20 protein-coding genes are annotated in these 21,565 nt (G+C 70.3%); 15 read left to right on the forward strand and 5 right to left on the reverse strand.

Annotation, left to right across the window (positions count from 1 at the left end; translation table 11 throughout):
* Positions 1–69 precede the first annotated feature (69 nt).
* Both MJ797_RS11070 and MJ797_RS11075 read left to right on the forward strand, forming a co-directional pair.
* A complete protein-coding gene (locus MJ797_RS11070; protein ID WP_239334231.1) occupies positions 70–219 on the forward strand; it encodes a hypothetical protein in 150 nt (49 codons plus the stop codon).
* Positions 210–494, forward strand: a complete 285-nt coding sequence (locus MJ797_RS11075) for a hypothetical protein (protein WP_239334232.1) — start codon at positions 210–212, stop codon at positions 492–494. Before MJ797_RS11070 ends, MJ797_RS11075 begins: the two co-directional genes overlap by 10 nt.
* On the opposite strand, the gene MJ797_RS11080 is transcribed toward MJ797_RS11075, so the two are convergent.
* A complete protein-coding gene (locus MJ797_RS11080; protein ID WP_239334233.1) occupies positions 440–1,198 on the reverse strand; it encodes an SDR family NAD(P)-dependent oxidoreductase in 759 nt (252 codons plus the stop codon). The genes MJ797_RS11075 and MJ797_RS11080 overlap by 55 nt on opposite strands.
* Before the next feature lie 141 nt (positions 1,199–1,339).
* Here MJ797_RS11080 and MJ797_RS11085 point away from each other — a divergent pair, with 141 nt between their 5' ends.
* Positions 1,340–2,122 (forward strand): SDR family NAD(P)-dependent oxidoreductase, encoded by a 783-nt coding sequence (locus MJ797_RS11085; protein WP_239334234.1) that lies wholly within the window; start codon positions 1,340–1,342, stop codon positions 2,120–2,122.
* Positions 2,123–2,438: 316 nt separating this feature from the next.
* On the opposite strand, the gene MJ797_RS11090 is transcribed toward MJ797_RS11085, so the two are convergent.
* Positions 2,439–2,786: a DUF167 domain-containing protein gene (locus tag MJ797_RS11090; RefSeq protein ID WP_239334235.1), complete on the reverse strand. Its 348-nt coding sequence runs from the start codon at positions 2,784–2,786 to the stop codon at positions 2,439–2,441.
* A gap of 140 nt (positions 2,787–2,926) precedes the next feature.
* On the opposite strand from MJ797_RS11090, the gene fabG reads away from it, so the two are divergent.
* The 3 genes from fabG to MJ797_RS11105 all read left to right on the forward strand — a co-directional run bounded on the left by fabG (position 2,927) and on the right by MJ797_RS11105 (position 5,599).
* Positions 2,927–3,643 carry a 3-oxoacyl-ACP reductase FabG gene (gene fabG, locus MJ797_RS11095; protein ID WP_239334236.1) on the forward strand — a complete coding sequence of 239 codons (717 nt, stop codon included), beginning with the start codon at positions 2,927–2,929 and terminating at the stop codon, positions 3,641–3,643.
* 129 nt (positions 3,644–3,772) lie between these two features.
* On the forward strand, positions 3,773–4,969 hold the full coding sequence (locus MJ797_RS11100) for a ferrochelatase (RefSeq protein WP_374581965.1): 1,197 nt from the start codon (positions 3,773–3,775) through the stop codon (positions 4,967–4,969).
* A gap of 108 nt (positions 4,970–5,077) precedes the next feature.
* A complete protein-coding gene (locus MJ797_RS11105; protein ID WP_239334237.1) occupies positions 5,078–5,599 on the forward strand; it encodes a DUF3090 domain-containing protein in 522 nt (173 codons plus the stop codon).
* Positions 5,600–5,845: 246 nt separating this feature from the next.
* Here MJ797_RS11105 and MJ797_RS11110 read toward each other — a convergent pair whose 3' ends face one another.
* Positions 5,846–7,366: an FAD-binding oxidoreductase gene (locus MJ797_RS11110; RefSeq protein ID WP_239334238.1), complete on the reverse strand. Its 1,521-nt coding sequence runs from the start codon at positions 7,364–7,366 to the stop codon at positions 5,846–5,848.
* A gap of 117 nt (positions 7,367–7,483) precedes the next feature.
* Here MJ797_RS11110 and MJ797_RS11115 point away from each other — a divergent pair, with 117 nt between their 5' ends.
* The 4 genes from MJ797_RS11115 (at position 7,484) to MJ797_RS11130 (ending at position 11,689) form a co-directional block, all read left to right on the forward strand.
* On the forward strand, positions 7,484–8,746 hold the full coding sequence (locus MJ797_RS11115; RefSeq protein ID WP_374581967.1) for a glycosyltransferase family 4 protein: 1,263 nt from the start codon (positions 7,484–7,486) through the stop codon (positions 8,744–8,746).
* Positions 8,743–9,966, forward strand: coding sequence for a glycosyltransferase (locus tag MJ797_RS11120; protein ID WP_239334240.1), 1,224 nt, complete (start codon positions 8,743–8,745; stop codon positions 9,964–9,966). The genes MJ797_RS11115 and MJ797_RS11120 overlap by 4 nt, the downstream gene beginning before the upstream one ends.
* Complete coding sequence (locus MJ797_RS11125) at positions 9,966–10,841, forward strand: SGNH/GDSL hydrolase family protein (RefSeq protein WP_239334241.1); 876 nt, start codon at positions 9,966–9,968, stop codon at positions 10,839–10,841. Before MJ797_RS11120 ends, MJ797_RS11125 begins: the two co-directional genes overlap by 1 nt.
* Before the next feature lie 62 nt (positions 10,842–10,903).
* The gene (locus MJ797_RS11130; protein WP_239334242.1) at positions 10,904–11,689 is read left to right on the forward strand and encodes a hypothetical protein; all 786 of its coding nucleotides are present in this window, start codon (positions 10,904–10,906) and stop codon (positions 11,687–11,689) included.
* Positions 11,690–11,739: 50 nt separating this feature from the next.
* Here the strand turns inward: MJ797_RS11130 and ftsH are convergent, their stop codons facing one another.
* Positions 11,740–13,719 carry an ATP-dependent zinc metalloprotease FtsH gene (gene ftsH / locus MJ797_RS11135; protein WP_239334243.1) on the reverse strand — a complete coding sequence of 660 codons (1,980 nt, stop codon included), beginning with the start codon at positions 13,717–13,719 and terminating at the stop codon, positions 11,740–11,742.
* Between the two features lie 509 nt (positions 13,720–14,228).
* On the opposite strand from ftsH, the gene MJ797_RS11140 reads away from it, so the two are divergent.
* Genes MJ797_RS11140 through MJ797_RS11150 form a run of 3 tightly spaced genes read left to right on the forward strand, consistent with a single transcriptional unit; the run spans position 14,229 to position 16,810 of the window.
* Positions 14,229–14,723, forward strand: coding sequence for a DUF3099 domain-containing protein (locus tag MJ797_RS11140; RefSeq protein WP_239334244.1), 495 nt, complete (start codon positions 14,229–14,231; stop codon positions 14,721–14,723).
* A gap of 27 nt (positions 14,724–14,750) precedes the next feature.
* A complete protein-coding gene (locus MJ797_RS11145; protein ID WP_239334245.1) occupies positions 14,751–15,914 on the forward strand; it encodes a CaiB/BaiF CoA-transferase family protein in 1,164 nt (387 codons plus the stop codon).
* Positions 15,911–16,810: an S-adenosyl-l-methionine hydroxide adenosyltransferase family protein gene (locus tag MJ797_RS11150; RefSeq protein ID WP_239334246.1), complete on the forward strand. Its 900-nt coding sequence runs from the start codon at positions 15,911–15,913 to the stop codon at positions 16,808–16,810. Before MJ797_RS11145 ends, MJ797_RS11150 begins: the two co-directional genes overlap by 4 nt.
* 32 nt (positions 16,811–16,842) lie before the next feature.
* Here MJ797_RS11150 and pucL read toward each other — a convergent pair whose 3' ends face one another.
* Complete coding sequence (gene pucL, locus MJ797_RS11155; protein WP_239334247.1) at positions 16,843–17,736, reverse strand: factor-independent urate hydroxylase; 894 nt, start codon at positions 17,734–17,736, stop codon at positions 16,843–16,845.
* Between the two features lie 602 nt (positions 17,737–18,338).
* Here pucL and MJ797_RS11160 point away from each other — a divergent pair.
* Positions 18,339–19,610, forward strand: coding sequence for an Ig-like domain-containing protein (locus tag MJ797_RS11160; RefSeq protein WP_239334248.1), 1,272 nt, complete (start codon positions 18,339–18,341; stop codon positions 19,608–19,610).
* 35 nt (positions 19,611–19,645) lie between these two features.
* Positions 19,646–21,565: ABC transporter ATP-binding protein (locus MJ797_RS11165; protein ID WP_239334249.1), on the forward strand; the 1,920-nt coding region annotated here is incomplete at its 3' end.

Raw genomic sequence — 21,565 nt, forward strand, 5'->3', positions numbered from 1 at the left:
CTCTCTAAGAACAACGGTGTAACTCCCATATCGCACTCTGTGTATAGACGCAGGTAGGGGAGGCACCAGATGACCAGCATGGCGACACATCCAGCAGCGGAGACCATCGCGGGCGAACGAGCGGTCGCCGGTACCGAGAGCGGCGCTGCGATCCTCGACGAGGAACTGGAACTCGCTCGGCGTCTGGTCGAGCAGGCAAGGGCCGAGGGGTGTCGCTGACCGGGCCGGGCGGGATGCTCAGGAAGTTGACGAAGCTGCTCCTCGAGACCGCGTTCGATGCCGAGATGACCACCCATCTCGGCTATGAGGCCCACGACCCGGGTCTGTCTGGTGGACGGTGGTCGATGCGGGCGGTGATCCAGAAGGCGGTCCGCGCGGCTGCGGCTCGTGGCGGCACGCCGGTGGCCGGTGTGCCGCCTGTCGAGACGAGCCGGGGGCGTCAGCGCAGGAACGCCTGGCCACCGTCAAGAGCGATGGTTGTCCCGGTGATGTAACCGGCCGCGTCGCTGCACAGGAAGGCCACGACGCCTCCGATGTCGCGCAGCGGGTCGCCGAGCCGCCCCAGCGGGATGCTGCTGAGGCTGCGGGCGTACTCCGCGGGCTGGGCCTGCGCCCACGTTTCCGAGGCCGGGCTGGTGGACGCGGGCAGCACCGTGAGCACCCGGATCCCGTCCTTGCCCCACTCCGCCGCCGCCACCCGGCTGAGCGTGTGGGTCGCGGCCTTGACCGAAGCGTAGACACCCCGGCCGACCGGCATCGGGTTCACCGCCGTCGAGCTGCCCAGATTGATCACAACGCCGCCGTTGCGCAGGTACGGGTGAGATGCGCGCATCAACCGGAAGGCGGCGAGGGTGCCCGACTCCCAGCAGGCCTGGAGAGCGGGCTCGTCGATGTCGAGGAGCGTGCCGAGCGCGGTCTGCTGGGCATTGTTGACGAGGATGTTCAGGCCGCCGAGGCTGTCGACCGCCGTGGTCACGCTCCGGGCGATGTCCTCGGGGCGGGTCACGTCGGCGGGTATCGTCACCGCCTCGCCGCCGACCTCACGGATCTCCTTCGCGACGTCGAGCAGTTTTGACTCGGTCCGCCCGACAAGGGCGACAGCGGCGCCCTGTGCGGCGACCGCGAGGGCGATGCCCCGACCGACCCCCTGCCCGGCGCCGGTGATCAGCGCCTTGCGCCCGACAAGCATCCCCGTCATCACCGGTCTCCGTCCATCCGCGTGGATTTCATTAGAGTTAATTTATCTGTCTACTTGATGGGATGTCGATTGTCCGGCGCACCAGGTCCCGTCGTTGGCGGCGGGCGGGCCGGTGCGGGGAATGGGAGAGGGCTGATTAAAATGATCAACTGTCTTGACGGCCGTACGGCGATCGTCACCGGCGGTGGTTCGGGGATCGGGCGGGCAACCGCACGCCTGTTCGCGGCCCGGGGTGCCCACGTCGTGGTAAACGATCTTGATCATGATCGGGCGAAGGAGACGGTCGCGCGGGTCCATGCCGACGGCGGTAGCGCCGAGCAGTATCCCGGCGACGTCACCCAGCCGGACTTTGTCGACAGCCTTGTCAACGATGTCGTGGCCAGCCGGGGACGGCTCGACGTCATGCACAGCAACGCCGGTGCCGGGCTTGCGCAGGGCCCGCTGGCGTCCATCGACAACGCCCGATGGCGCGCGGAGATCGCGCTCAACCTTGATGCCAATTTCTACTGCGTCCGTTCGGCGCTGCGGGTCATGGCGGTGGCCGGGCGTGGTTCGATCATTGTCACCGCCTCCGGCGCGGGCATGGGCGCGGTGCCGGGGACAGGCCCCTACGGGACGGCCAAGGCCGGCGTCGTACAGCTGGTGCGTTCCGCCGCGGTCGAGTACGGCTCCAGCGGGGTTCGGGTGAACGCCGTCGTGCCCGGCGCCGTCGCGAGCCCGCGGTTCACCGACCGGATCGGTGGAGACGACCGGCTCGCCCGCTACGAACGGCAGATCCCCCTCGGCCGGCTGGCGACCGCGGAGGAGATCGCCGAAGCCGTGCTGTGGCTGGCATCGGATGCGTCGGCGTATGTGACGGGTGTGGCGCTGCCGCTCGACGGTGGGACGAGCGCGAAGCTCGCGCTGCCATACCTGGGCGACTGAGAGCGCCCGGCAACAGGGGCGTGGATCAAGGAGCGGGGCTGGGGTGCGTGCATCGCGAGGCTGCGGAGGGAGTCACCCTGGTGGTGGGTGGCGACCGACGAGCCGGGGTACCCGTGCATCGCGCAGCGATGGATGGGGAGCGATGCGGTGAGGTGCGTGCCCTGGCCCCGCGACGCCGCGTCCCCTGTTGTCGGGCGCTCTGACCCGCCGGACGTGTTACCCGGCTCGGCCCCGGCTTGGTTCCCGGCGCGCTGCTCGGCTCGGTGCTCAGCAGCCGTCGGGCCGAGGCCGGGCCGAGGCCGTCGGGCGGGTCGACTCAGGTCGGCGGCCGGGCGGGGCCGACAGCGAGCTCGGCGAGCCGGTCGCGTAGCTCGGGCTCGGGCCGCCCGCTGATGTCGACGGTCTTCATACGGCTTGTCATCCCTTTGACCAGCACGACTTCGCCGCGGCGGACGCCAAAGGCGATGGCGAGCGCCGCGAGCGCCGCCGCGGTCGCCCGGCCGTCCACAGCGGGGGCGGTGACGCGGACGACGAGCGCGCCGTCGCCGGGCCGGCCGTCGGTCGCACCATGGTGGAAACCGCCGACCGAGGTCCGGGCCGAGCCGGGGCGGACTCTGGCCGTCAGGCGCATGGCCGCATCGTCTCGCGCATCGTCCACGCGCATGCCGGCCACCGGCCAGGGCACGGAGCGGGCTGGCCGGTGGCCGGGAAATCGGGCCGGCGGCAGCCACCGCCGCGGGAGCTCGGTGTGTTGGCGATGGTGAAGAGCACTGAGCGCGTCGTTTGGCGGTTACCATCCGAACTATGGCAGAGGCTCAAGGGCGTGTGGCGCTTGTAACCGGGGGTAACCGAGGAATTGGTGCCGCATGCGCGGCCGCGTTGGCCGCGACCGGTGACCGGGTGGTCGTGGCCAGCCGCGGGGGAGACGCTCCGCAGGGGATGTACGGCGTTCGGCTCGATGTCACCAGCGCGGCGGCGGTCGACAAGGCCTTCGCCGAGGTCGAAGCTGAGCTTGGGCCGGTGGAGGTGCTGGTGTCCAATGCCGGGATCACCCGCGACACGCTTCTGCTGACCATGAGTGAGGACGTGTTCCAGGATGTCGTCGACACCAACCTGCTCGGCGCGTATCGCGTGGCCAAGCGGGCGGCTCGGCCGATGCTGCGCATCCGGCGCGGTCGTCTGATCTTCATTTCGTCGGTGGCCGCGACGCTCGGTGCTGCCGGGCAGGCGAACTATGCCGCGTCCAAGGCCGGGCTGATCGGATTGTCTCGTTCGCTTGCCCGCGAGCTCGCGCCGCGCGGTATCACCTCGAACGTGGTGGCTCCCGGCCCGATCCGTACCGATATGACCGACGCACTCACCGACGCCCAGCGCGATAACCTGGTCGCCAATGTGCCGGCCCGGAGTATGGGCGAACCTGAGGATGTCGCGGCTCTCGTAGCGTTCCTCGCCTCGCCGCAGGCCTCTTACATCACCGGGGCGCTGATCCCGGTCGACGGCGGGCTGGGCATGGGGCATTAGAACTTTTCTGGAGCTTTTGTCCGGGTGATCCGCGCCCGGGCGGGCGGCGTACCTGATGAAATGCTGAAAGCGGGGCCGCACGGCAGGCCCGGGATGCGGTGCGCACCGTGCGCGGGGGACGATCGAGGCGTGTCGGGCGACAGCGGGATCACAGATGTTCGTACCGGAAGCGGCCCAGGGCCGGTCGATCCGGTCGGGATCGACGCGTTGCTCCTGGTCTCCTTCGGCGGACCGGAGGCGCCCGAGGACGTCATGCCGTTCCTGCGCAACGTCACCCGCGGGCGCGGTGTCCCCGATGACCGGCTGGCCGAGGTCGCCGAGCACTACCGGCGGTTCGGCGGCCGCAGCCCGATCAACGACCAGAACCGGGCGCTGCTTGCCGCGCTGGAAGCTGAGCTCGCACCGTTGCCTGTGTACTGGGGTAATCGCAACTGGTCGCCGTTTCTCGGTGAGGCTCTTGAGCGGATGCGCCGTGACGGCGTCGGGCGGGCGGCCTGCTTCGTCACGTCCGTCTTCGCCTCCTACTCCGGCTGTCGCCAATACCGCGAAAATCTCGCCGACGCCCGGGCCGCGGTCGGCCCGGCCGCCCCGGAACTGATCAAGCTAAGGCACTACTTTGATCATCCGGGCTTCGTTCTGCCCATGGTCGACCATGTCGTCGACGTGCTTGCGACGATTCCCGAGCCGGCACGGGACGGCACACGGCTGCTCTTCGTCGCCCACTCGATCCCCGTCGCGCAGTCGGTGGCCAGCGGCCCGGACGGTGACGCGTACCCCCGGCAGTTCGCGGCCGCGGCCACCGCGGTCGCCGACCGGGTGGCCTCCCGGACCGGCCGCCGTTATCGTCACGATCTCGCCTATGTCAGCCGCAGCGGGCCGCCGGGCGTCCCCTGGCTCACCCCGGACATCGGCGACCAGCTGGCCGCGCTCGGCGCCACTGATACCATCACTGCGGTTGTGGTGGTACCGATCGGTTTTGTCAGTGACCACATGGAGGTCGTTTACGATCTTGATGTGGAGGCGGCCGCGCGAGCCAGGGCCGCGGGTCTGGTATTCCGCCGGGCGGCAACGGTGGGGATCGACCGGCGGTTCGTCGTCATGGTCCGGCAGCTGCTGGACGAGCGTAGGTATGGGGACGGCCCCCGGCTAGCGGTCAGCGAGCTGGGGCCGAGCCACGATGTGTGTCCGCTGCGGTGCTGCGCCGACAGGACGTGTCGACCGGCCGCGGCCGGTACGTCGGCGGATGAAGAGCCTACCCGCCATACCACTACCAGATTCGATATCGCTAACGTTGCCGGGGACGAATCCCGGCGGACGCGACGTTGACTGATCTAGCGATCGAGAAGTGCACAGTCATGATGTTGTTCGCGCGCTCGCGGGCACCGAGGGCGTCGAGAAAGGCCAGTGTGGCCAAGGGCATCAGGGAGGGATGAGGTGTACCAGCAGCAGCGGCACGTGTTCGACTCGCCAGACCGTTTCGTGGTCGGAACCGTCGGCCAGCCCGGCGAACGTGACTTCTACCTTCAGGCCAGCTCGCGTGGACATGTCGTCACTGTCGGCCTGGAGAAGATCGAGGTCAATGCGCTTACTGAAGGGCTGACGACGTTGCTCGGCCAGCTTAGCCGCACCGGGGGAGTGCGGGTACCCGAGGCCCGGGATGTCTTCGTCGATCTCGCGCCGCTGGACGCCCCCTTCGAGGAGGACTTCCACCTCGGTCAGCTCACCGTGTCATGGGACGGCAAGCGGGTGCTGGTCGAAGCCGCGGGCAGAGCTCGCGGCGAGGCGGGTGCCGACGACGACACCTCGCTCGACACCCTCCAGGTATCCCTCTCCCTCGACCAGACCAAGGCTTTCGTGGAGCGGGCCCGCAGCATCGTCGCGGCTGGTAGGCCCCCGTGCGTGCTGTGCGGACGCCCGGACGGGCCGACCGGACACTTCTGCCCCCGTCTCAACTGATCGTCCTTTGGCTCTTGCCCTTTGGCCCCAGCTCGACGGCCACCCGTGGATGACGTGTTTGTTTGTGCGGCTCGTGGCATATGTTGAGCTATGCGGGCAGTCATATTTCGCTGGCAAGATCGGCGTGTGTTTGTCGCTGGGTACGCTTATTCGGCTGAAAACCGTACACAACAACAAGCACGTCGAGATCATGGATTGTATGGCGGTTACGGATCGGATCCGTGCGCTCGGATGGGGTGCGGAGGTCTACGCGGGGGGCACGGGCGGGCCCGGCGTGAGCGCGATGCCGTAGGGCGGGACGAGGACGCCGGGGTTGAGCAGGCAGGCCGGGTCCAGAGCGTGTTTCACGGCGGCGATCACGGCAAGCTCGGCGGGGGAGCGGGACAGGCCTGCCCAGGCCATTTTGGCGCGTCCCACGCCGTGCTCGGCGCCGATGCCGCCGCCGTCGGCCGCGACCCGGGTGAGGATCACGTCGGTCAGCTTCTCGCGCCCGCGGCTGTCGTCGCGGTCGAGGCCGGTCACGTTGACGTGCAGGTTCGCCTCAGCGAGATGCCCCCACAGGTGGAGGCGGGCCGGTCGCGCCACGGCTGGCACCAGCTCGCGCAGGCCGTCGATAAAGGCGGTGATGCGGCTGAGGGGGACCGCGACATCCAGTTTGACGGGGACGCCGAGGGCGTTCACCGCCGCGGTGTGGCCCTCCCGATAGGCCCACAGCCGCGCCTGCTCGGTGGGGGTGGTCGCGACGGCGACGTCGAGTACGCCGGTGGCGGTCTCGACCACGGCGGCGAGCTCGTCGCTGGGATCGGTACGCCCGGCGCACTCCACCAGCAGGTAGGGAGTGTTGTGCGCCCCGGACGGCCGGGACCGGTCGGCGGGACGGTCGGGAAAGGGCGACGGCAGGCCCTGGTGGGCGCGCACCAGATCGATGCCATCGTCGAACATCAGCTCGACGGCGTCCAGGGAACCAGCGGCGGTCCGTAGCCGGGCGAGGAGCTCGACCGCGCTGGTGATGTCGGCCAGGGCGATCAGCGCGGTGGTCCGCGCGCTGGGCAGCCCGACCAGCCGCAGCTGCACCCTGGTGATGACCCCCAGGGTGCCTTCGCTGCCCACGAACAGGGCGGGCAGATCGTAACCGACGTTGTCCTTGGGGAGCCCGGTGAGCCGCCGCACGACCCGGCCGTCGGCGAGTACCGCTTCCAGCCCGGCGACCTGGCCGCGGGTCATCCCGTGCCGTAGGACCCGTTCACCGCCGGCGTTGGTCGCGGCGATGCCGCCCAGCGTCGCCGAATCCCGTGCGGCGAGGTCCACGCCGCTGTCGAGGCCGGCCGCGCGCGCATGTGCCTGGACGTCGGCGAGAGTAGCGCCCGCGCCCGCGGTGACCAGGCCCGCGGCCGCGTCGACCGGTTCGATCGCGGTGAGCCGGCGCAGGCTGAGCACCACCGCGCCGATGGCGGCCCCGGCCGGTACCGAACCGCCGACCAGGCCGGTGTTGCCGCCCTGCGGCACGACGGGTACGCCATGGGCGGCGCAGATGCGCAGCACGGCGGCGACCTCATCGGTCGACCCGGGCCGGGCCACGGCGGTAGCCCGACCGGTGAAGGCCCCCGTCCAGTCGGTTTCGTAACCGGCGGTGAGATCGGGATCGACCAGGACGTGGGCCACGCCGAGGAGCCCCATGAGATCCGTGATCAGCCGGCTGTCGCCATGACGGCCGGTGTTCCGCCGGACGGTCCCACCCACGATTCCACCCACGGTCCCGGCCTCCATGAACGACTGCCTTCTCACGCTACGCCGCGATCAGTAACACCAAGTCGTGCCACAATGTTCACGTTGTGGACGAGCGGATGTCCGGGATCTATAGCCGTAGCTTGGGAGCGTAATGTTGTGCGCGTAGCGGTGATAACCGAGTCGTTCCTGCCGCACGTGGACGGGGTGACGAACTCGGTTTGCCGTGTGCTCGAACACCTTCGGGACCGCGGGCACGAAGCGCTTGTCATCGCCCCAGCCGCCGGCACGCACGTACCAGCCGCCGATCCGGACATCTATGCCGGCGCTCGGGTATTACGCGCACCATCTGTTCCGCTGCCAGGGTATCCGACATTCCGGGTGGCCACCCCGTGGCCCCGGCTGGTCGGTGTGCTGGCGGGATTCCGGCCCGACGTCGTGCACCTGGCGGCTCCGGCGGGGCTGGGCGCGCAGTCGGCGTTCGCCGCGTGGCGGCTGGGGCTGCCGAGCGTCGCCGTCTACCAGACCGACTTCGCCGGCTTCGCCGCTCGCTACGGACTGGGCCAGGCGGAACGCACCATCTGGCGATGGGTGGCGACCGTCCACCGGCTGGCCGGGCGGACGCTCGCGCCCTCCTGGCCAGCGGTCGACATGCTGCTGAGCCAGGGCGTTCACCGGATCGCCCGCTGGGCCCGCGGGGTCGATCTCGAGCGGTTCAACCCGCGTCATCGGGACGCCGAGCTGCGCCGCCGCCTCGCGCCCGAGGGCGAGGTACTGGTCGGCTACGTCGGCCGGCTCGCCCGGGAGAAGCGGATACACCTGCTCAGCGCGGTGCGGGATTTTCCCGGGGTCCGGCTGGTCATCGTCGGCGACGGGCCGATGCGGCCGACGCTCGAACGTCAGTTGCCGCAGGCCACGTTTCTCGGTTTCCAGTCCGGCCGGGAACTGTCCGCGACTGTCGCGAGCCTCGACATGTTCGTCCACACCGGTTCCCACGAGACGTTCTGCCAGGCCGCGCAGGAGGCGAAGGCCAGCGGCGTCCCGGTAGTCGCCCCGGCCGCGGGCGGCCTGCTCGACGTGGTCGATGACGGGCACACCGGCCTGCACTTCACCCCGGACTCCCCGGCCGCGCTGGCCGACCGCGTCGCGATGCTCCTCGCCGACGGCGATCGGCGCAGGGCGATGGGCGCCGCCGCCCGGCGATCGGTCGCGGGCTGCGGGTGGAGTGCGATCGGGGACGAGCTTATCGGCCACTACCACGACGTCCGCGGTTTCGGGATGGCGCAGGCGCGGGTCGGCGCCCTGCGTTCGCGGACCGTCCTCGCCCGCCGGGCGCGGCTCCGCCGGGCCGCTGTCGACCACTACGGCCGAGACAGCGGCGGGAACGGCGCATATCACTACGAGGACGGGAGCATCCGGTGAAAATCGTTCAGGCCGCCAACTTCGTCGCGCCACGGTCCGGTGGTATCCGCACGACCATGCGCCATCTCGCCGCCGGCTACACCGCGGCCGGTCATGAGGTCATCCAGGTCCTGCCCGGGGAGCGGGACAGCGTCCGTTACGCTCCCGAGGCTCGGGTGGTGACCATGCGCGCACCGCTGGTGCCTGGCACAGACTACCGTGTCCTGACCGACCCGTGGCGGGTCATCCGGCATCTCGACGCCGCGGCGCCCGACCGCATCGAGGTGCACGACCGGGCGTCGCTGCGCCCGCTGGGCCGCTGGGCCAGCCGTGCCGGTGTCCGCTCCCTCGTCGTCAGCCATGAGCGCCTTGACCGGTTGCTGAACCTGTGGACGCCGCGTCCGCTGCGCGGAGTGCTGCCGGTCCGTGCCGCGGCTGACCAGTCCAACAGCGCGCTCGCCCGGACCTTTGACACGGTGGTCGCCACCACCGCGTGGGCCGGGACCGAGTTCGTCCGCATCGGCGCGGCGAACCTGCGCCAGATCCCGCTGGGCGTCGATCTCGATCGTTTCCACCCCGGCCGTTACGACACCGCGCTGCGTCGGGCGTTCGCCCGTGACAGCGAGGTGCTCCTGGTCAACGTCGGCCGGCTGTCGCCGGAAAAACGGGCGGACACCGCCGTGGACGCGCTGGCGGAGCTCGTCCGCCGCGGGGTGGCCGCTCGCCTGGTGATCGCCGGTGACGGTCCGAGCCGTGGGCGGCTCACCCGGCGCGCGAGCGGCCTCCCGGTCATCTTCCTCGGTCACGTGGCGGACCGGGACCGTCTGGCCAGCCTGTTGACCACCGCGGACGCCGTACTCGCTCCCGGGCCGGTGGAGACGTTCGGCCTGGCGGCGCTGGAGGCGATGGCGAGCGGTACCCCGGTGGTCGTCCATCACAGCAGCGCGCTTGCGGAGCTTGTCACACCAGGCAGCGGAATCATCGCGGCAGGCAGCGGCTGGACCTTCGCCGACGCTGTCGAAGAACTGCTTGCCATCGATACGCCCACCCGTCGGCGCACGGCTCGGGCGCGCGCCGAGGACTTCCCGTGGGCCGTCACCGTCGATGGGTTCCTCGCCGCGCACGGCCTGCCCTCGCTGCCCGCGCATAGCGCCGTGTTGGGCGTTGCCGGTGACCGGCATACTGCTGGTGACCAGCACGTTGCCGGTGGGCATTACGGCGGCGCCACTCGAGCGGCCTGATGGCCACGGCGAACGGGATCTGCTTTGTCGCGCTTGGCGACAGCATCACGGCCGGGCTGGGTGACGGGGTCAGCATGGGCCGGTACCGCCGGGCGCAGGCCGACCGCGCGCTCGCCGGCCGAGGCTGGGCGGCCACGCTGGCCGCGTGCCTGGCCCCGGCCGGCCAGGTGCGGTTCGCGAACCTCGCGACCACCGGCGCGACCACGCGGGATGTCCGCGGTAGCCAGATCCCCGTAGCCCTCGCCATGCGCCCGCAGATCGTGAGCCTGATCGCGGGCATGAACGACGTGCTGTCGCCGGGGTTTGATCCGCTGCGCCTGCGGCACAACCTCGTGTGGAGCGTCCGGGATCTGCGGGCGGAGGGCAGCTGGGTACTGATGGCGCGGCTGCACGATCCCGGCCGCCTGCTGCGGCTGCCCGGCCCGGCGCGGCGCCTGCTCACGACCCGGGTCGGACACCTCAACGCGGCCGTTGACGCCGCCGCCGCGGCCGACCCCGGTGTGCTGGTCGTCGATCTGGCGCGCCATCCCGACGTTTACCAGCTGGCCACCTTCGACGTGGACCGGGTGCACCCGGGGCCTCGCGGCCACCAGCTCATCGCCCGGGCCTTCGCCGAAGCTCTGCACGAAGCCGGTGCTTCCCCGCTGGTCCTGCCCACGGTGGGAGCGCCACCCGCGGCGCCTACCCGGCTCGCTCACGCCCATTGGCTGGCGTTGGTGGGCCTACCGTGGCTGCTGGCCCGCCCAGCCTCGCCCATGCGTCGCCAGCTCCACCGCATCCGGGCGGCGCGCGAGAAATCGTCGCCGGGGCGGATGTACGGATGTGGGGGTATGCCGGCCACGACCGGTTCGTTGCCAACTGTCGAACGCATGTGACCCTCAGCAATCCTAGCCCGGATCGTCGCAGGACAGGGGCATCATTCCTTAACGTAGGCATCGTGATTTGCGGCCAAGCTGCCTCGCCTCGCTCGGGGGCACTCACCGGATGGGGTAATGCCTGGCTCGCCGGGCTTGTCAGCACTGACGAGGCGATCGCTCAGATCCAGCGGGGTTCCGGTGGGCCCGGCGCCCCGCACACCGTCGACGGGCAGGGACTCGCGCTGGGGCTCGGCTGGCTGCGGACCGTCGGCGCCCGGCGGCTGCGGCTTGTCCTGCCGGTACCGGGCGATGTCAGCGGTCTGCCGGGACCGCCGGAGACCAACCGGGAAGCCCTTGCCGCCGGCGAGGCGATTGTCCTGCTCGGCCCCGTCCCGCCGCTGCTCCTGGTGCCTTCGGTGACCGCGCACGGTCCGGCGGTCGAGGGCGGCCTGGAGTCGGTGCACTGGCGCTCGGCGGCCGGTGCCCACCTGCCGCCGCCACCCTCGCCGTTGCGCGCGGCAGAGCACGAACTCAACGAAGCTATCCGGACCGCGACCACCGCGCTGGTCACTCTTGACCGCGCGAAGGCAGGGCCCGCGGTGCTCTCGGTGCTCCGTGACCGCCACACCGACGAGCCGGCCGCGTTGCTCGCGCCGGGCTACCCGCCGCCCGCGCACGCGTTGCTCGCGCGGGCCGTGCGGATCGCGAGCCTGATCGACCTCGCGGCCCGCGACGATGGGGCGGCGGTCACAGCCGAGGAGATCGGCCGGCGCTCGACCACCCTGCGTGCGTTGTCCGCCGCGGTCCGCCGAGCCTGCGAGTCCGCCTACGGCGCCTTCGATCCCTCGCAGTCCATGGCCAGGTAGCGGTCCTGTTCCCGGTCCCGGCCTTGCTCCCGGTCCCGGTCAGGGAGGCGTCAGTTCCTACCCAGCGAAGTCCGCGGGGAGGCCGGTGGGGACGGCGGGCTGGCTGGATCGGCCGGGTCAGCCGCATACGCCGGTGCGTGCTCGCGCAGAACGCTGTCGAGAACGTCGCCGTCGACGGTCTCGCGTTCCAACAGGATGCCGGTGAGCGCGTCCAGCGCGCCGCGGTGGGCCCGCAGCAGCGCCACGGCGTGTTCCTCGGCCTCCCGCAGCAGCCTGGCCACCTCCGCGTCGATGATCCGTTGGGTCTCCTCCGAGTACGGTCTGGAGACCAGCTCCTCACCGCCGAGGTACTGGGGGCTGCCCGAGGTGTAACCCACCGGCCCGAGCGCGGGGGACAGGCCGAACTCGCGGACCATCCGGGTCGCGAGCGCCGTGGCGCCGGCCAGGTCGTTGGCGGCCCCGGTCGAGCCCTGGCCGAAGACGACCAGCTCCGCGGCCCGTCCGCCGAGGCGCACCGCCAGCGACGCATACAGGTAACTCTCGGTGTAGAGGTGTCGTTCGTCCTCGGGCAGCTGCTGGGTGGCACCAAGCGCCATTCCCGCTGGCAGGATGGTGATCTTCGCCACCGGATCGGCGTGCGGCGAGAGCGCCGCCACCAGCGCATGCCCGGACTCATGGACGGCCACCGACTGTTTTTCCTCGGGCAGCAGCACATTGGTGGCATCGCGCCGGCCCAGGATGATCCTGTCCCGGGCCGCGTCGAAGTCATTGGCCGTCAGCACGCCGCGTCTCTCCCGCACGGCGTTGATCGCGGCCTCGTTGACGAGGTTGGCGAGATCGGCGCCGGAGAACCCGGGAGTCGCCCGCGCGACCACGGTCAGGTCCACCTCCGGGCTGAAGCGTTTGCCCTGGCAGTGCACCTTCAGGATCTCCGCCCGTTCCCGCTGGGCGGGCAGCGGCACGGTGACCTGCCGATCGAACCGTCCGGGACGCAGCAGCGCCGGGTCGAGGGTCTCGGGCCGGTTGGTCGCGGCGAGGACAACCACGCCCTCGGCCGGGTCGAACCCGTCCATCTCGGCCAGCAACTGGTTGAGCGTCTGCTCACGCTCGTCGTGACCACCGCCGATGAGACCGGACCCCCGCTTGCCCCCGATAGCGTCGATCTCATCGATGAAGATGATGGAAGGGGCGCGTTTGCGTGCCTCGTTGAACAGGTCGCGGACGCGGGAGGCGCCGACCCCCACGAACATTTCGACGAACCCGGAGCCGCTCACCGACAGGAACGGCACCTCGGCCTCACCGGCGACCGCTCGGGCGAGCAGCGTCTTGCCGGTACCGGGCGGCCCGACCATGAGCACCCCACCGGGGCCCTTCGCCCCGGCCTGTCGGTATCGCTCGGGATGCCGCAGGAAGTCGATGATTTCGCTGACCTCCTGTTTCGCGCCCTCGTAGCCGGCCACGTCGGCGAACCGGGTTGTCGGGCGCTCGGCATCAACGATCTTTGTCCGGGACCGGCCGATGCCGCCGAGCCCGCCCGCCAGCGACCGTTGCGCCGCTCTGCCGGACCAGATGAAGAAGGCCACCAGCAGGAGCAGCGGCAGGAAGCTCAACAGGATCGACAGGAAGGATGTGCCGGCGTGGGTCGCCTTGACGTCGACCTTCTTGGCCTCCAGCTGGCCGAGGACGCCCTGGGTGTCGAGAGCGGTCGGGACCTGTGAGGTGAACGCGGTGCCGTCCTTGAGAGTCCCGGTGACCCCGCCTTTGTCATTGATCGTGACTTTCTGTACCGCACCGGCGTCCACCTGCTGGGTGAGCTGGGTGAAGCTGTAGGCGGTCTCCTGCTTCGAAAACATGCTGGGGGCGAACAACAGGGCAACGGTGATGATGATGCCGATGGGCAGCAGCCAGCGGCGCCATGTCGGCGGTGGGGTGGGTGCGGGCCTCGGCGGAGTGTCGCGGGGAGGCCCGGACCGAGCCGAGGTCGACAGATGGCTCCGGGTGTTCTGGCGAGATCTTCTACGGGAGATCATTTTCTGTTGCTCCTGCCTGCACCGCTGCCACCCAGGCAAACATCACCCGAACCCGGTAGCCCGCTGTTGCGTCCGTCACAGACGATCGATACCCCTTTCAACGCACGAGTCCTCCGATTGGCGTCGTGGCTATCCTCACCGTGCTGTCGGGAATCAGGGCGCCCAGCCACCCAGCACCTCCGGTGGCTCCCCGCCCCGCCTCGCGATGCCCGCGCCTCGAGCCCCGTCCCGTGGTCCATGCCCCTGTTGCCGGGCGCTCTCGGCCGGCCGCCCTGACAGCCGACTGTGTGCTGATTGTGTGGCCAACAGTGACTTTGCGGCCGGTGTCGATCTTGAAATCGGTATGGCAAGGCGTGCTGGAAGGGTCTTTGCGGGCGGGCCGGGCACCATCGGCGCACACTTGACAGGCACGGAGACCTCCTCTGGCCACCATGCGCGGCGCGGTCCGCAGGGTGCCGCGGCGCCGGGCGCCTGGGTGGGTCAGGGAGCCAGTCATAGGGAGCGCGTGAGTGCGGATCAGGCGGAACAGCGACGCCACCTTGATTACCCGCGCGGCGCTGTCGCGCCCGGAGGAGATCCAACACCGCCAGCGACGCTACGTGATTTCGATGCTGTTCCGCACGCTGTGCCTCATTCTCGCCGTGGTTGCGCTGCGCGGCTGGGCGCGGTTCGCCGCGATCGCCATCGCTGTCGTCCTCCCGTGGCTGGCGGTGGTGTTCGCCAACGGCGGCCCGCCGATCCAGCGGGACACCCCGTCGCTGTTCATCCCACGACGGCCGGCTGGCGATGTGCCGCCGCCGGCTCTGCCGCGGGCTCATCACGTCGTTGTCGACGGTTCGGTTGTCGACGGTTCGGTTGTGGACGGTGTGGCGATGGACGGCGCCGCGGGCGGTGTGGCCGCGGGCGGCGCGGGCTGGGAACAGCCGGCCGGCACGCGCGGCGGGCCCGGCCGATCGCGGCGCGATCCGTCCACGGCCTCGGATCGCGCCGCCTCCGGCCGATAGTGTGAGGGGGTGCTGCCGCTGCAGGGTATGACCGTTGTCAGCGTGGAGCACGCGGTGGCGCTGCCGTTCGCCACCCGTCATCTCGCTGATCTCGGCGCCCGGGTGGTGAAGGTCGAACGGCCGGGGTCGGGGGACTTCGCGCGGGCCTACGACACGGCGGTCCGGGGCGCGATGTCGGCCCACTTCGCCTGGCTGAACAGATCCAAACAGTCACTGGCGATCGATCTCAAGGCCCCTGAAGGCCGTGCGGTACTCCACCGGCTGGTAGGCCGCGCGGACGTGGTGGCACAGAACCTGGCGCCGGGCGCGGCGGCCAGGCTGGGCCTGGACGCGGCCACGCTGGTCGCGGCGCACCCCCGGCTCGTGGCGGTGGATCTCTCCGGCTATGGCGCGCATGGCCCCTATGCGCACAGGCGCGCCTACGACATGCTCGTCCAGGCCGAGAGCGCGCTGATCTCCGCGACGGGCACGGATGAGCACCCCGCGAAGGCGGGGTTCGCCGCGGGCGACGTCTCCGCCGGGACCTATGTCGTCCAGGCGGTGCTGGCGGCGTTGCTGCGCCGTGAGCGTTCCGGCGCCGGTGCCGCCCTCGAGGTCACGATGATCGATGCGCTGGCTGAGTGGATGGGGTACTCGGTGCAGACCGTCGAGCACACCGGCGTCGAACCGCCTCGGCTGGGCATCGGCCACCCGTCGATCGCGCCCTATGAGGCGTTCACCACGATCGATGGCGACCGGTTGCTGATCGGGGTCCAGAACGATCGTGAATGGGTCCGGCTGGCAACCAGCGTGCTCGACCGGCCCGAGGCCGCTACCGCCCCTGACTTCGCCACCAACCAGGCCAGGGTGCGTAACCGCGTGCGCACCGAGGCATTGGTCGCGGCCGCCGTCGCGGCGCTGACCACGGCCGAGGCCGAAGATCGACTGGCGGCCGCCGGCATCGCCTACGCCCGTCTCAACACCGTGCGCGATTTACTTGATCATCCTCAGTTGGCTGCCCGGAACCGGTGGACCTCGGTTGACTCCCCAACGGGACCGGTACGCCAGCTCCGCCCGGTGGTCCTTTTCCCCGGCGAGGAGGCGTCGCTGGGACCGCTGCCAGCGCTCGGCGCGCACACGGACGCCATCCTCGCCGAGCTCGGCTACCCGGCCCGGGAGATCGCCCGGCTCCGGACGAACGGGGTCGTGTGATCCGGCCGGCGTATGTCAGCTTTCTGTCTGACTACGGCCTGGTTGACGGTTTCGTGGCTGCCTGCCATGGGGTGTTGCTGCGCCGGGCGCCTGCCGTGCACATTGTTGACATCACCCATCTGATACCTGTCGGTGACCTGCGGCGGGGATCGGTCGTGCTCGCCCAGACAGTCGGCCACCTGCCATGCGCGGTGCACCTCGCGGTTGTCGACCCGGGGGTGGGAACCTCGCGGCGGGCGCTCGCGGTGTCCACCCCGCGGGGATTTCTCGTCGGTCCCGACAACGGGCTGTTGCCGCCTGCGGCCGACGCACTCGGGGGTGTGCGTTCCGCGGTCGCGTTGGCGGTTCCCGCCGAGGCACCGGCGACATTCCACGGGCGGGATGTGTTCGCGCCCGCCGCCGCGGCCCTCGCGGCCGGCCACGGCCTGGCCGGGCTCGGCGCGCCGGTGGACCCCGCCGGGCTCGTGCGGCTCCCCCCACCGGTGCTGCGGCTCGTCCACCCGGCCGCGGCCACCGCGTCCGCCACCGCGTCCGCCACCGCGTCCGAGGTCGAGGCCGAGGTCGAGGTCGAGATCCTCACGGTGGACACCTTCGGCAACGTCCAACTGGCCACGGCCGCGGGCCCGCTCGTCCCGGCGGGCGTCGTCCCGGGCCGGAACATCGAGATCACTGTGGGCCGGACGGTGGCCACGGCCCTGTTCGGGGTCACCTTTGCCTCGGTGCAGCCAGGAGATCCTGTTGTCTACGTGGACTCCGCGGGCCTTGTGACGATCGCGGTGAACAGGGGGAGCGCGGCTGCCCGGCTGGCGGTCACCGCGGGGGACATCGTCCGCTTGGCACCGCTTCATGGCGACGTTCCCGGAGCTGCCGGCCCGGGGCTGCCGGCGGTGCGGTAAGAGCGACGTTCCCGCCGCCGGCAGCCCATTGATCAGCAGAAGCCCGGGATCGTCAGCCAGGCCGGTCCCGGCGCGGGCGCGTCGTCACGCAGCATGCTGCCCTCGATCTTTCCGTACGGCCGGTCTGCCGGTTGGTAGACGATGTCGGGGTTGTCCAGCCCGAAGGGAGTGAGATCAACCAGGAAGTGATGCCGGTTCGGCATCGACATGCGAATCTCGGCGACGTCGGCGTGAGCGGCGAGCACCTCCCGGCCCATTGTGTACAAGGTCTGTTGAAGCGCGCGGCTGTGTACGTCCGCGAACGTCCGGAGAAGGATCCCCCGGATGCTCGCGAACAGGCTTCCGTACTCGATGTCCGCGGCCGCGTACCGCCACCGGACGGTGAGCTCGGTGGCGAGAACCCGGTCGTCCGTCTCAGCCAGAGTCGTGTACTTGTCCCGGGCGAAGCCGCGAAATTCCGATCCGGTCGACTTGAGCAGGAGCAGGCCGCCGATTCCGGCTATGACATGGGCCCTGTCGCGGTCGACGGTGACCACGGCCGTCCGGTGTTCACCGGCGGCCCGCGAGAAGGCGTGGTCAGCTGTGCCGCCGGTGGTGCTGATCCGCTGCCAGCCGTGCTCCACAATCTCCATTCGGGCACTGGTCGTCCATACATTGGATGCGACGAAATGCCGGGCGAGCCGCAGGCCGAACTCCTCGATCTCGCCGATGCCACCGTCGCGCGCAAACGCGTAGACGGTGTTTTTCTGGGTGTCGGTGGGCAGCACGTGGCTGTTGTCCCCGTCGAGATGCGCGCTGGTGAAGTCGCCCCGTAGCGCTGACGAGACGCTGATGTCCCTGATCCGATGCGCCCGGGTCGAACGATCGATATGGACGAGCCTGACTTCGGCCTTTCCGTACTGGTTCTCGCCGAGAACGACTGCCATCGCGCCTCCAAGCCGGGCCGAGGAACGCCCCAACACCCTGGGGCGGTGGGGACGCCGGAAAGCGAGCCGGGAGACTGCCGGGCGGTGCGCCCGCGATCTCCCGTGGTGCGTCAACCTGGATCTGCCGCCATGCCTGCCGTGCGGTGGTGCCCTTCCTGCCGTGCCGTGGTGCCGTGGTGCCGTGTTATGCGCTGGCGCTGGGCGCTCGCGGTGGAACGTGCTTGTCATAACCCTGTGTAACGCTACCGGTACTCCGATTCGGGTGACCAGCCCGCGTCGTTGATTCGCCGAACGCCGTGCCGGGCATGAGCCAAAGAATCAGGTGCCGATCGGGCGCAACTTCTGGAAGTCCTCGAGCGTCGGATGGAAGGACAGGGGAGGGGTCATGGATCGTTGCCAGTGGGTGCTACTCTCTGTATTCGATTGTTCTACGAATGGTTGTGGTCGTCCGTTTGACACCGGTCATTTTAATGATCAACAGGTCGTCTGTCGGCAATGCTGGGTACGGTCCGGCTGTGAATGAGCGGCGGTCACTGAAGATATGTCGGTCGTTGGTGCGGGCTTACCCCGTACCGCGGGTGTTCGGATCACCTGGACCGCTGATGTCGACCGTCGTCGCGGCGCTGCTCGCCGGGGCCGCCCTCATGTCATGTTCGCCGCCGGCTGCCGACAAACCGAAGGCCGGGCCGCTGGCACAGCCGGTGCCGACCGCGACGGCACCACAGGTTGTCATCACTCCCTCGGACGGCGCCGAGGCAGTCGCGGTCACCAGCACCGTGGTTGTGCGCAGCAGCGTTCCGCTACAGTCGGTAACCGCAATCCGGAACGCCAGCAAGTCCCAGGAAACCGCCGCGGGCGTTCTCCGGGGCGAGCTTTCCGCGGACGCCAGGACCTGGACATCGACCGACGGGCTGTTCGCGGACACGCGGTACCAGGTGACCGCGCAGACGTCCGCGGCACCGGGTGGATCGGGCCCAACGGTCACCGGCGCGACTTTCACGACGGTTAATCCGGAGAAGTCCCTCAAGGTTTCCTGGGGGCCGGTCGACGGTCAGACCGTCGGCATCGGCGCCCCGATCACGCTGACTTTCAGCGCGCCGGTCACCGACCGCGCCGCCGTGCAGCGGCGCCTTGCGGTCACCGCGAATCCACCGGTTGCCGGCGCCTGGAACTGGGCGTCCAGCACAGTGGCGCGCTGGCGTCCGCAACAGTACTGGAAGGCCGGTACCCGTGTTCACGTCGAGGCGCGCCTCGCCGGTTTCGACGCCGGTGGTAACCGGTTCGGGGTGAAGGACCGGACCATGGATTTCGTCATCGGGCCGGCTCAGATCAGCTATGTCGACGCGGCGGCGCACACCATGAAGGTGTATCGGGACGGCGTGCTGCAGCGAACCCTGCCGGTAAGTCTTGGCAAGCCGTCGTCGCCGACCATGGATGGCCCGCACAATGTCATCGCCACCGCGCCGACGGTGATTATGGACTCCGCGACGGTCGGCATCCCCAAGGGGGACCCGGACTACTACTACGAGACCGTGCAGTGGAACGTGCAGTTCACCAGCGGTGGTGAGTACGTGCATTCGGCGCCGTGGTCGGTCGGCTCCCAGGGGGAGAACAACGTCTCCCACGGGTGTGTCAACGCGTCCCCGGCGGATGCCGAGTGGTTCTACCGGTTCAGCCGGCTGGGTGACATCGTTGACGTGCGCAACACCGGCCGCCCGCCGGACACCACGCAGCTGGGCAACGAGTGGTCGATCTCCTGGGAGCGCTGGAGCGCGGGCAGCGCACTGCCGCTCGCTGACGCCCAGAGCACCGCCGGGCAGGCGCAGACCGATCGCGGCGCCGCGGCGGCGGCCCCGCCGACGGCGCGTTCCTGACAGCGCGGGCCGCCGGGACGCGATGATCTCCTGGGATGGTTGGGGAAGGTTGTCCCGCCCGCGTCTCCCAGGAGGTCCGCGCGATCAGCAACCAATCCGAACCCGGTGGCGCTTCGCGGTCTTGGTGGGCCGGCGCCCCGTCCTCCCGGCAGCACTGGCTGCGCCGGTTGGCCGGCCACGTCCTCAGATACCGCCGCAACGCGGCCCTGGCGTTCGGTGCCGCCGTGTTCGGCACCGCGATCGCCGCGGTCACTCCGCTGATCGAACGCGCGGTGATCGACAACGTTGTGGTGGCGCACAGGCAGCCGCTCGCGCCCTATGTCCTTGCGCTGCTCGCCGCCGGGGTGCTGCGTTTCGCCGCCGGGTTCGTCCGGCGCTACATCGGTGGCCGGCTGGCCCTCGACGTCCAGTACGATCTGCGGGACGCGCTCTTCACCGCGCTCACCCGCCTGGACGGCGTCCGTCAGGACGGCCTCCGGACCGGCCAGGTCGTCAGCCGGGCCAATTCCGATGTCACGGTCGTCCAGGGCCTGCTGGCGTTCCTGCCGCTGATGAGCGGGAACCTGCTGCTGTTCGTGCTCTCCATTGTGATCATGATGTTGCTGTCCCCGTTGTTGACGCTGCTCGCGCTCGCCGTCGGCCCACTAGTGATCCTTATCGGGCTACGGGCCCGGCGGACCGTCTTCCCCGCGACCTGGGCGGCCCAGCAGCAGGCCGGTGAGGTCGCGGCCGTGGTGGCGGAGGCGACCGCGGGCGTGCGGGTGGTCAAGGGCTTCGGGCAGGAAGAGCGGGAGCTGGCCAAGCTCGCCACGGCCGCCCGCGCCCTGTTCTCGCTGCGGATGCGTGCGGTCCGCTTCACGAGTCTGTACACCAGCGCGCTGGCGGCGGTGCCGGCGCTCGGGCAGGTGGGCATGCTGGCGCTGGGTGGATGGCTGGCATTGCGCGGCAGCATCAGCCTCGGCACCTTCCTGGCCTTCACCGCCTACCTCGGCGAGCTGGTTGCGCCGACCCGGATGCTGGCGGGCCTGTTGACCATCGGACAGCAGGCCAGAGCCAGCGCGATCCGTGTGTTCGAAGTCATGGACAGCCAGCCGGTCGTCACCGAACGGCCCGGCGCCCGCGATCTCACCCGGGCCAGGGGGTGCGTCGAGCTTGCCGACGTCACATTCGGCTACAGCCGGGACCGCCCGGTTCTTGCCGGGGTAAGCCTGCGGATCGAACCGGGCCAGACCCTCGCACTGGTCGGCGTGTCCGGGTCGGGCAAGTCGACGGTGGCGGCGTTGCTGTCCCGCTATTACGACACGGACACCGGCGCGCTGCGCCTGGACGGCCACGACATCCGGGAACTGGCTCTGTCATCACTGCGGGCGCAGATCGCGATGGTGTTTGAAGACAGTTTTCTGTTCTCCGACTCGGTTCGTGCCAACATCCGCTACGGGCGCCCGGACGCGGATGAGGCCTCGGTCGTGGCCGCGGCCCGCGCGGCCCACGCGGACGGCTTCATCCGCGCTCTGCCCGCCGGTTACGACACGGTCGTCGGTGAGCAGGGGCTCACCCTCTCGGGCGGGCAGCGCCAGCGGATCGCGCTGGCTCGCGCCCTGCTGACCGACTCGCCCATCCTGGTCCTGGACGACGCGACGTCCGCGGTCGACGTCCGGGTCGAGGCCGAGATCCACGCGGCGTTGCGAGCGAACACGCGCGGCCGGACCACGCTGTTGATCGCCCATCGCCGATCGACGCTGCAGCTGGCTGACCGTATCGCGGTGCTCGACGCCGGCCGCCTGGTCGACATCGGCACCGATGAGGAGCTCTCCGCTCGTTGCGAGCTCTACACCCTCCTGCTGGACGGCCGGGTCCGCGAGCCGGCGGTGACCGCTCCCCGGCCCAGGCAGGCACCCGCCACCGGCGTCGGCGGCCCGCGGCCCGTCCCGCTCGGGCCGCGGCCGGCCGAGGCG

This window comes from Protofrankia sp. CiP3 (assembly GCF_917627345.1).
Lineage (GTDB): Bacteria > Actinomycetota > Actinomycetes > Frankiales > Frankiaceae > Protofrankia.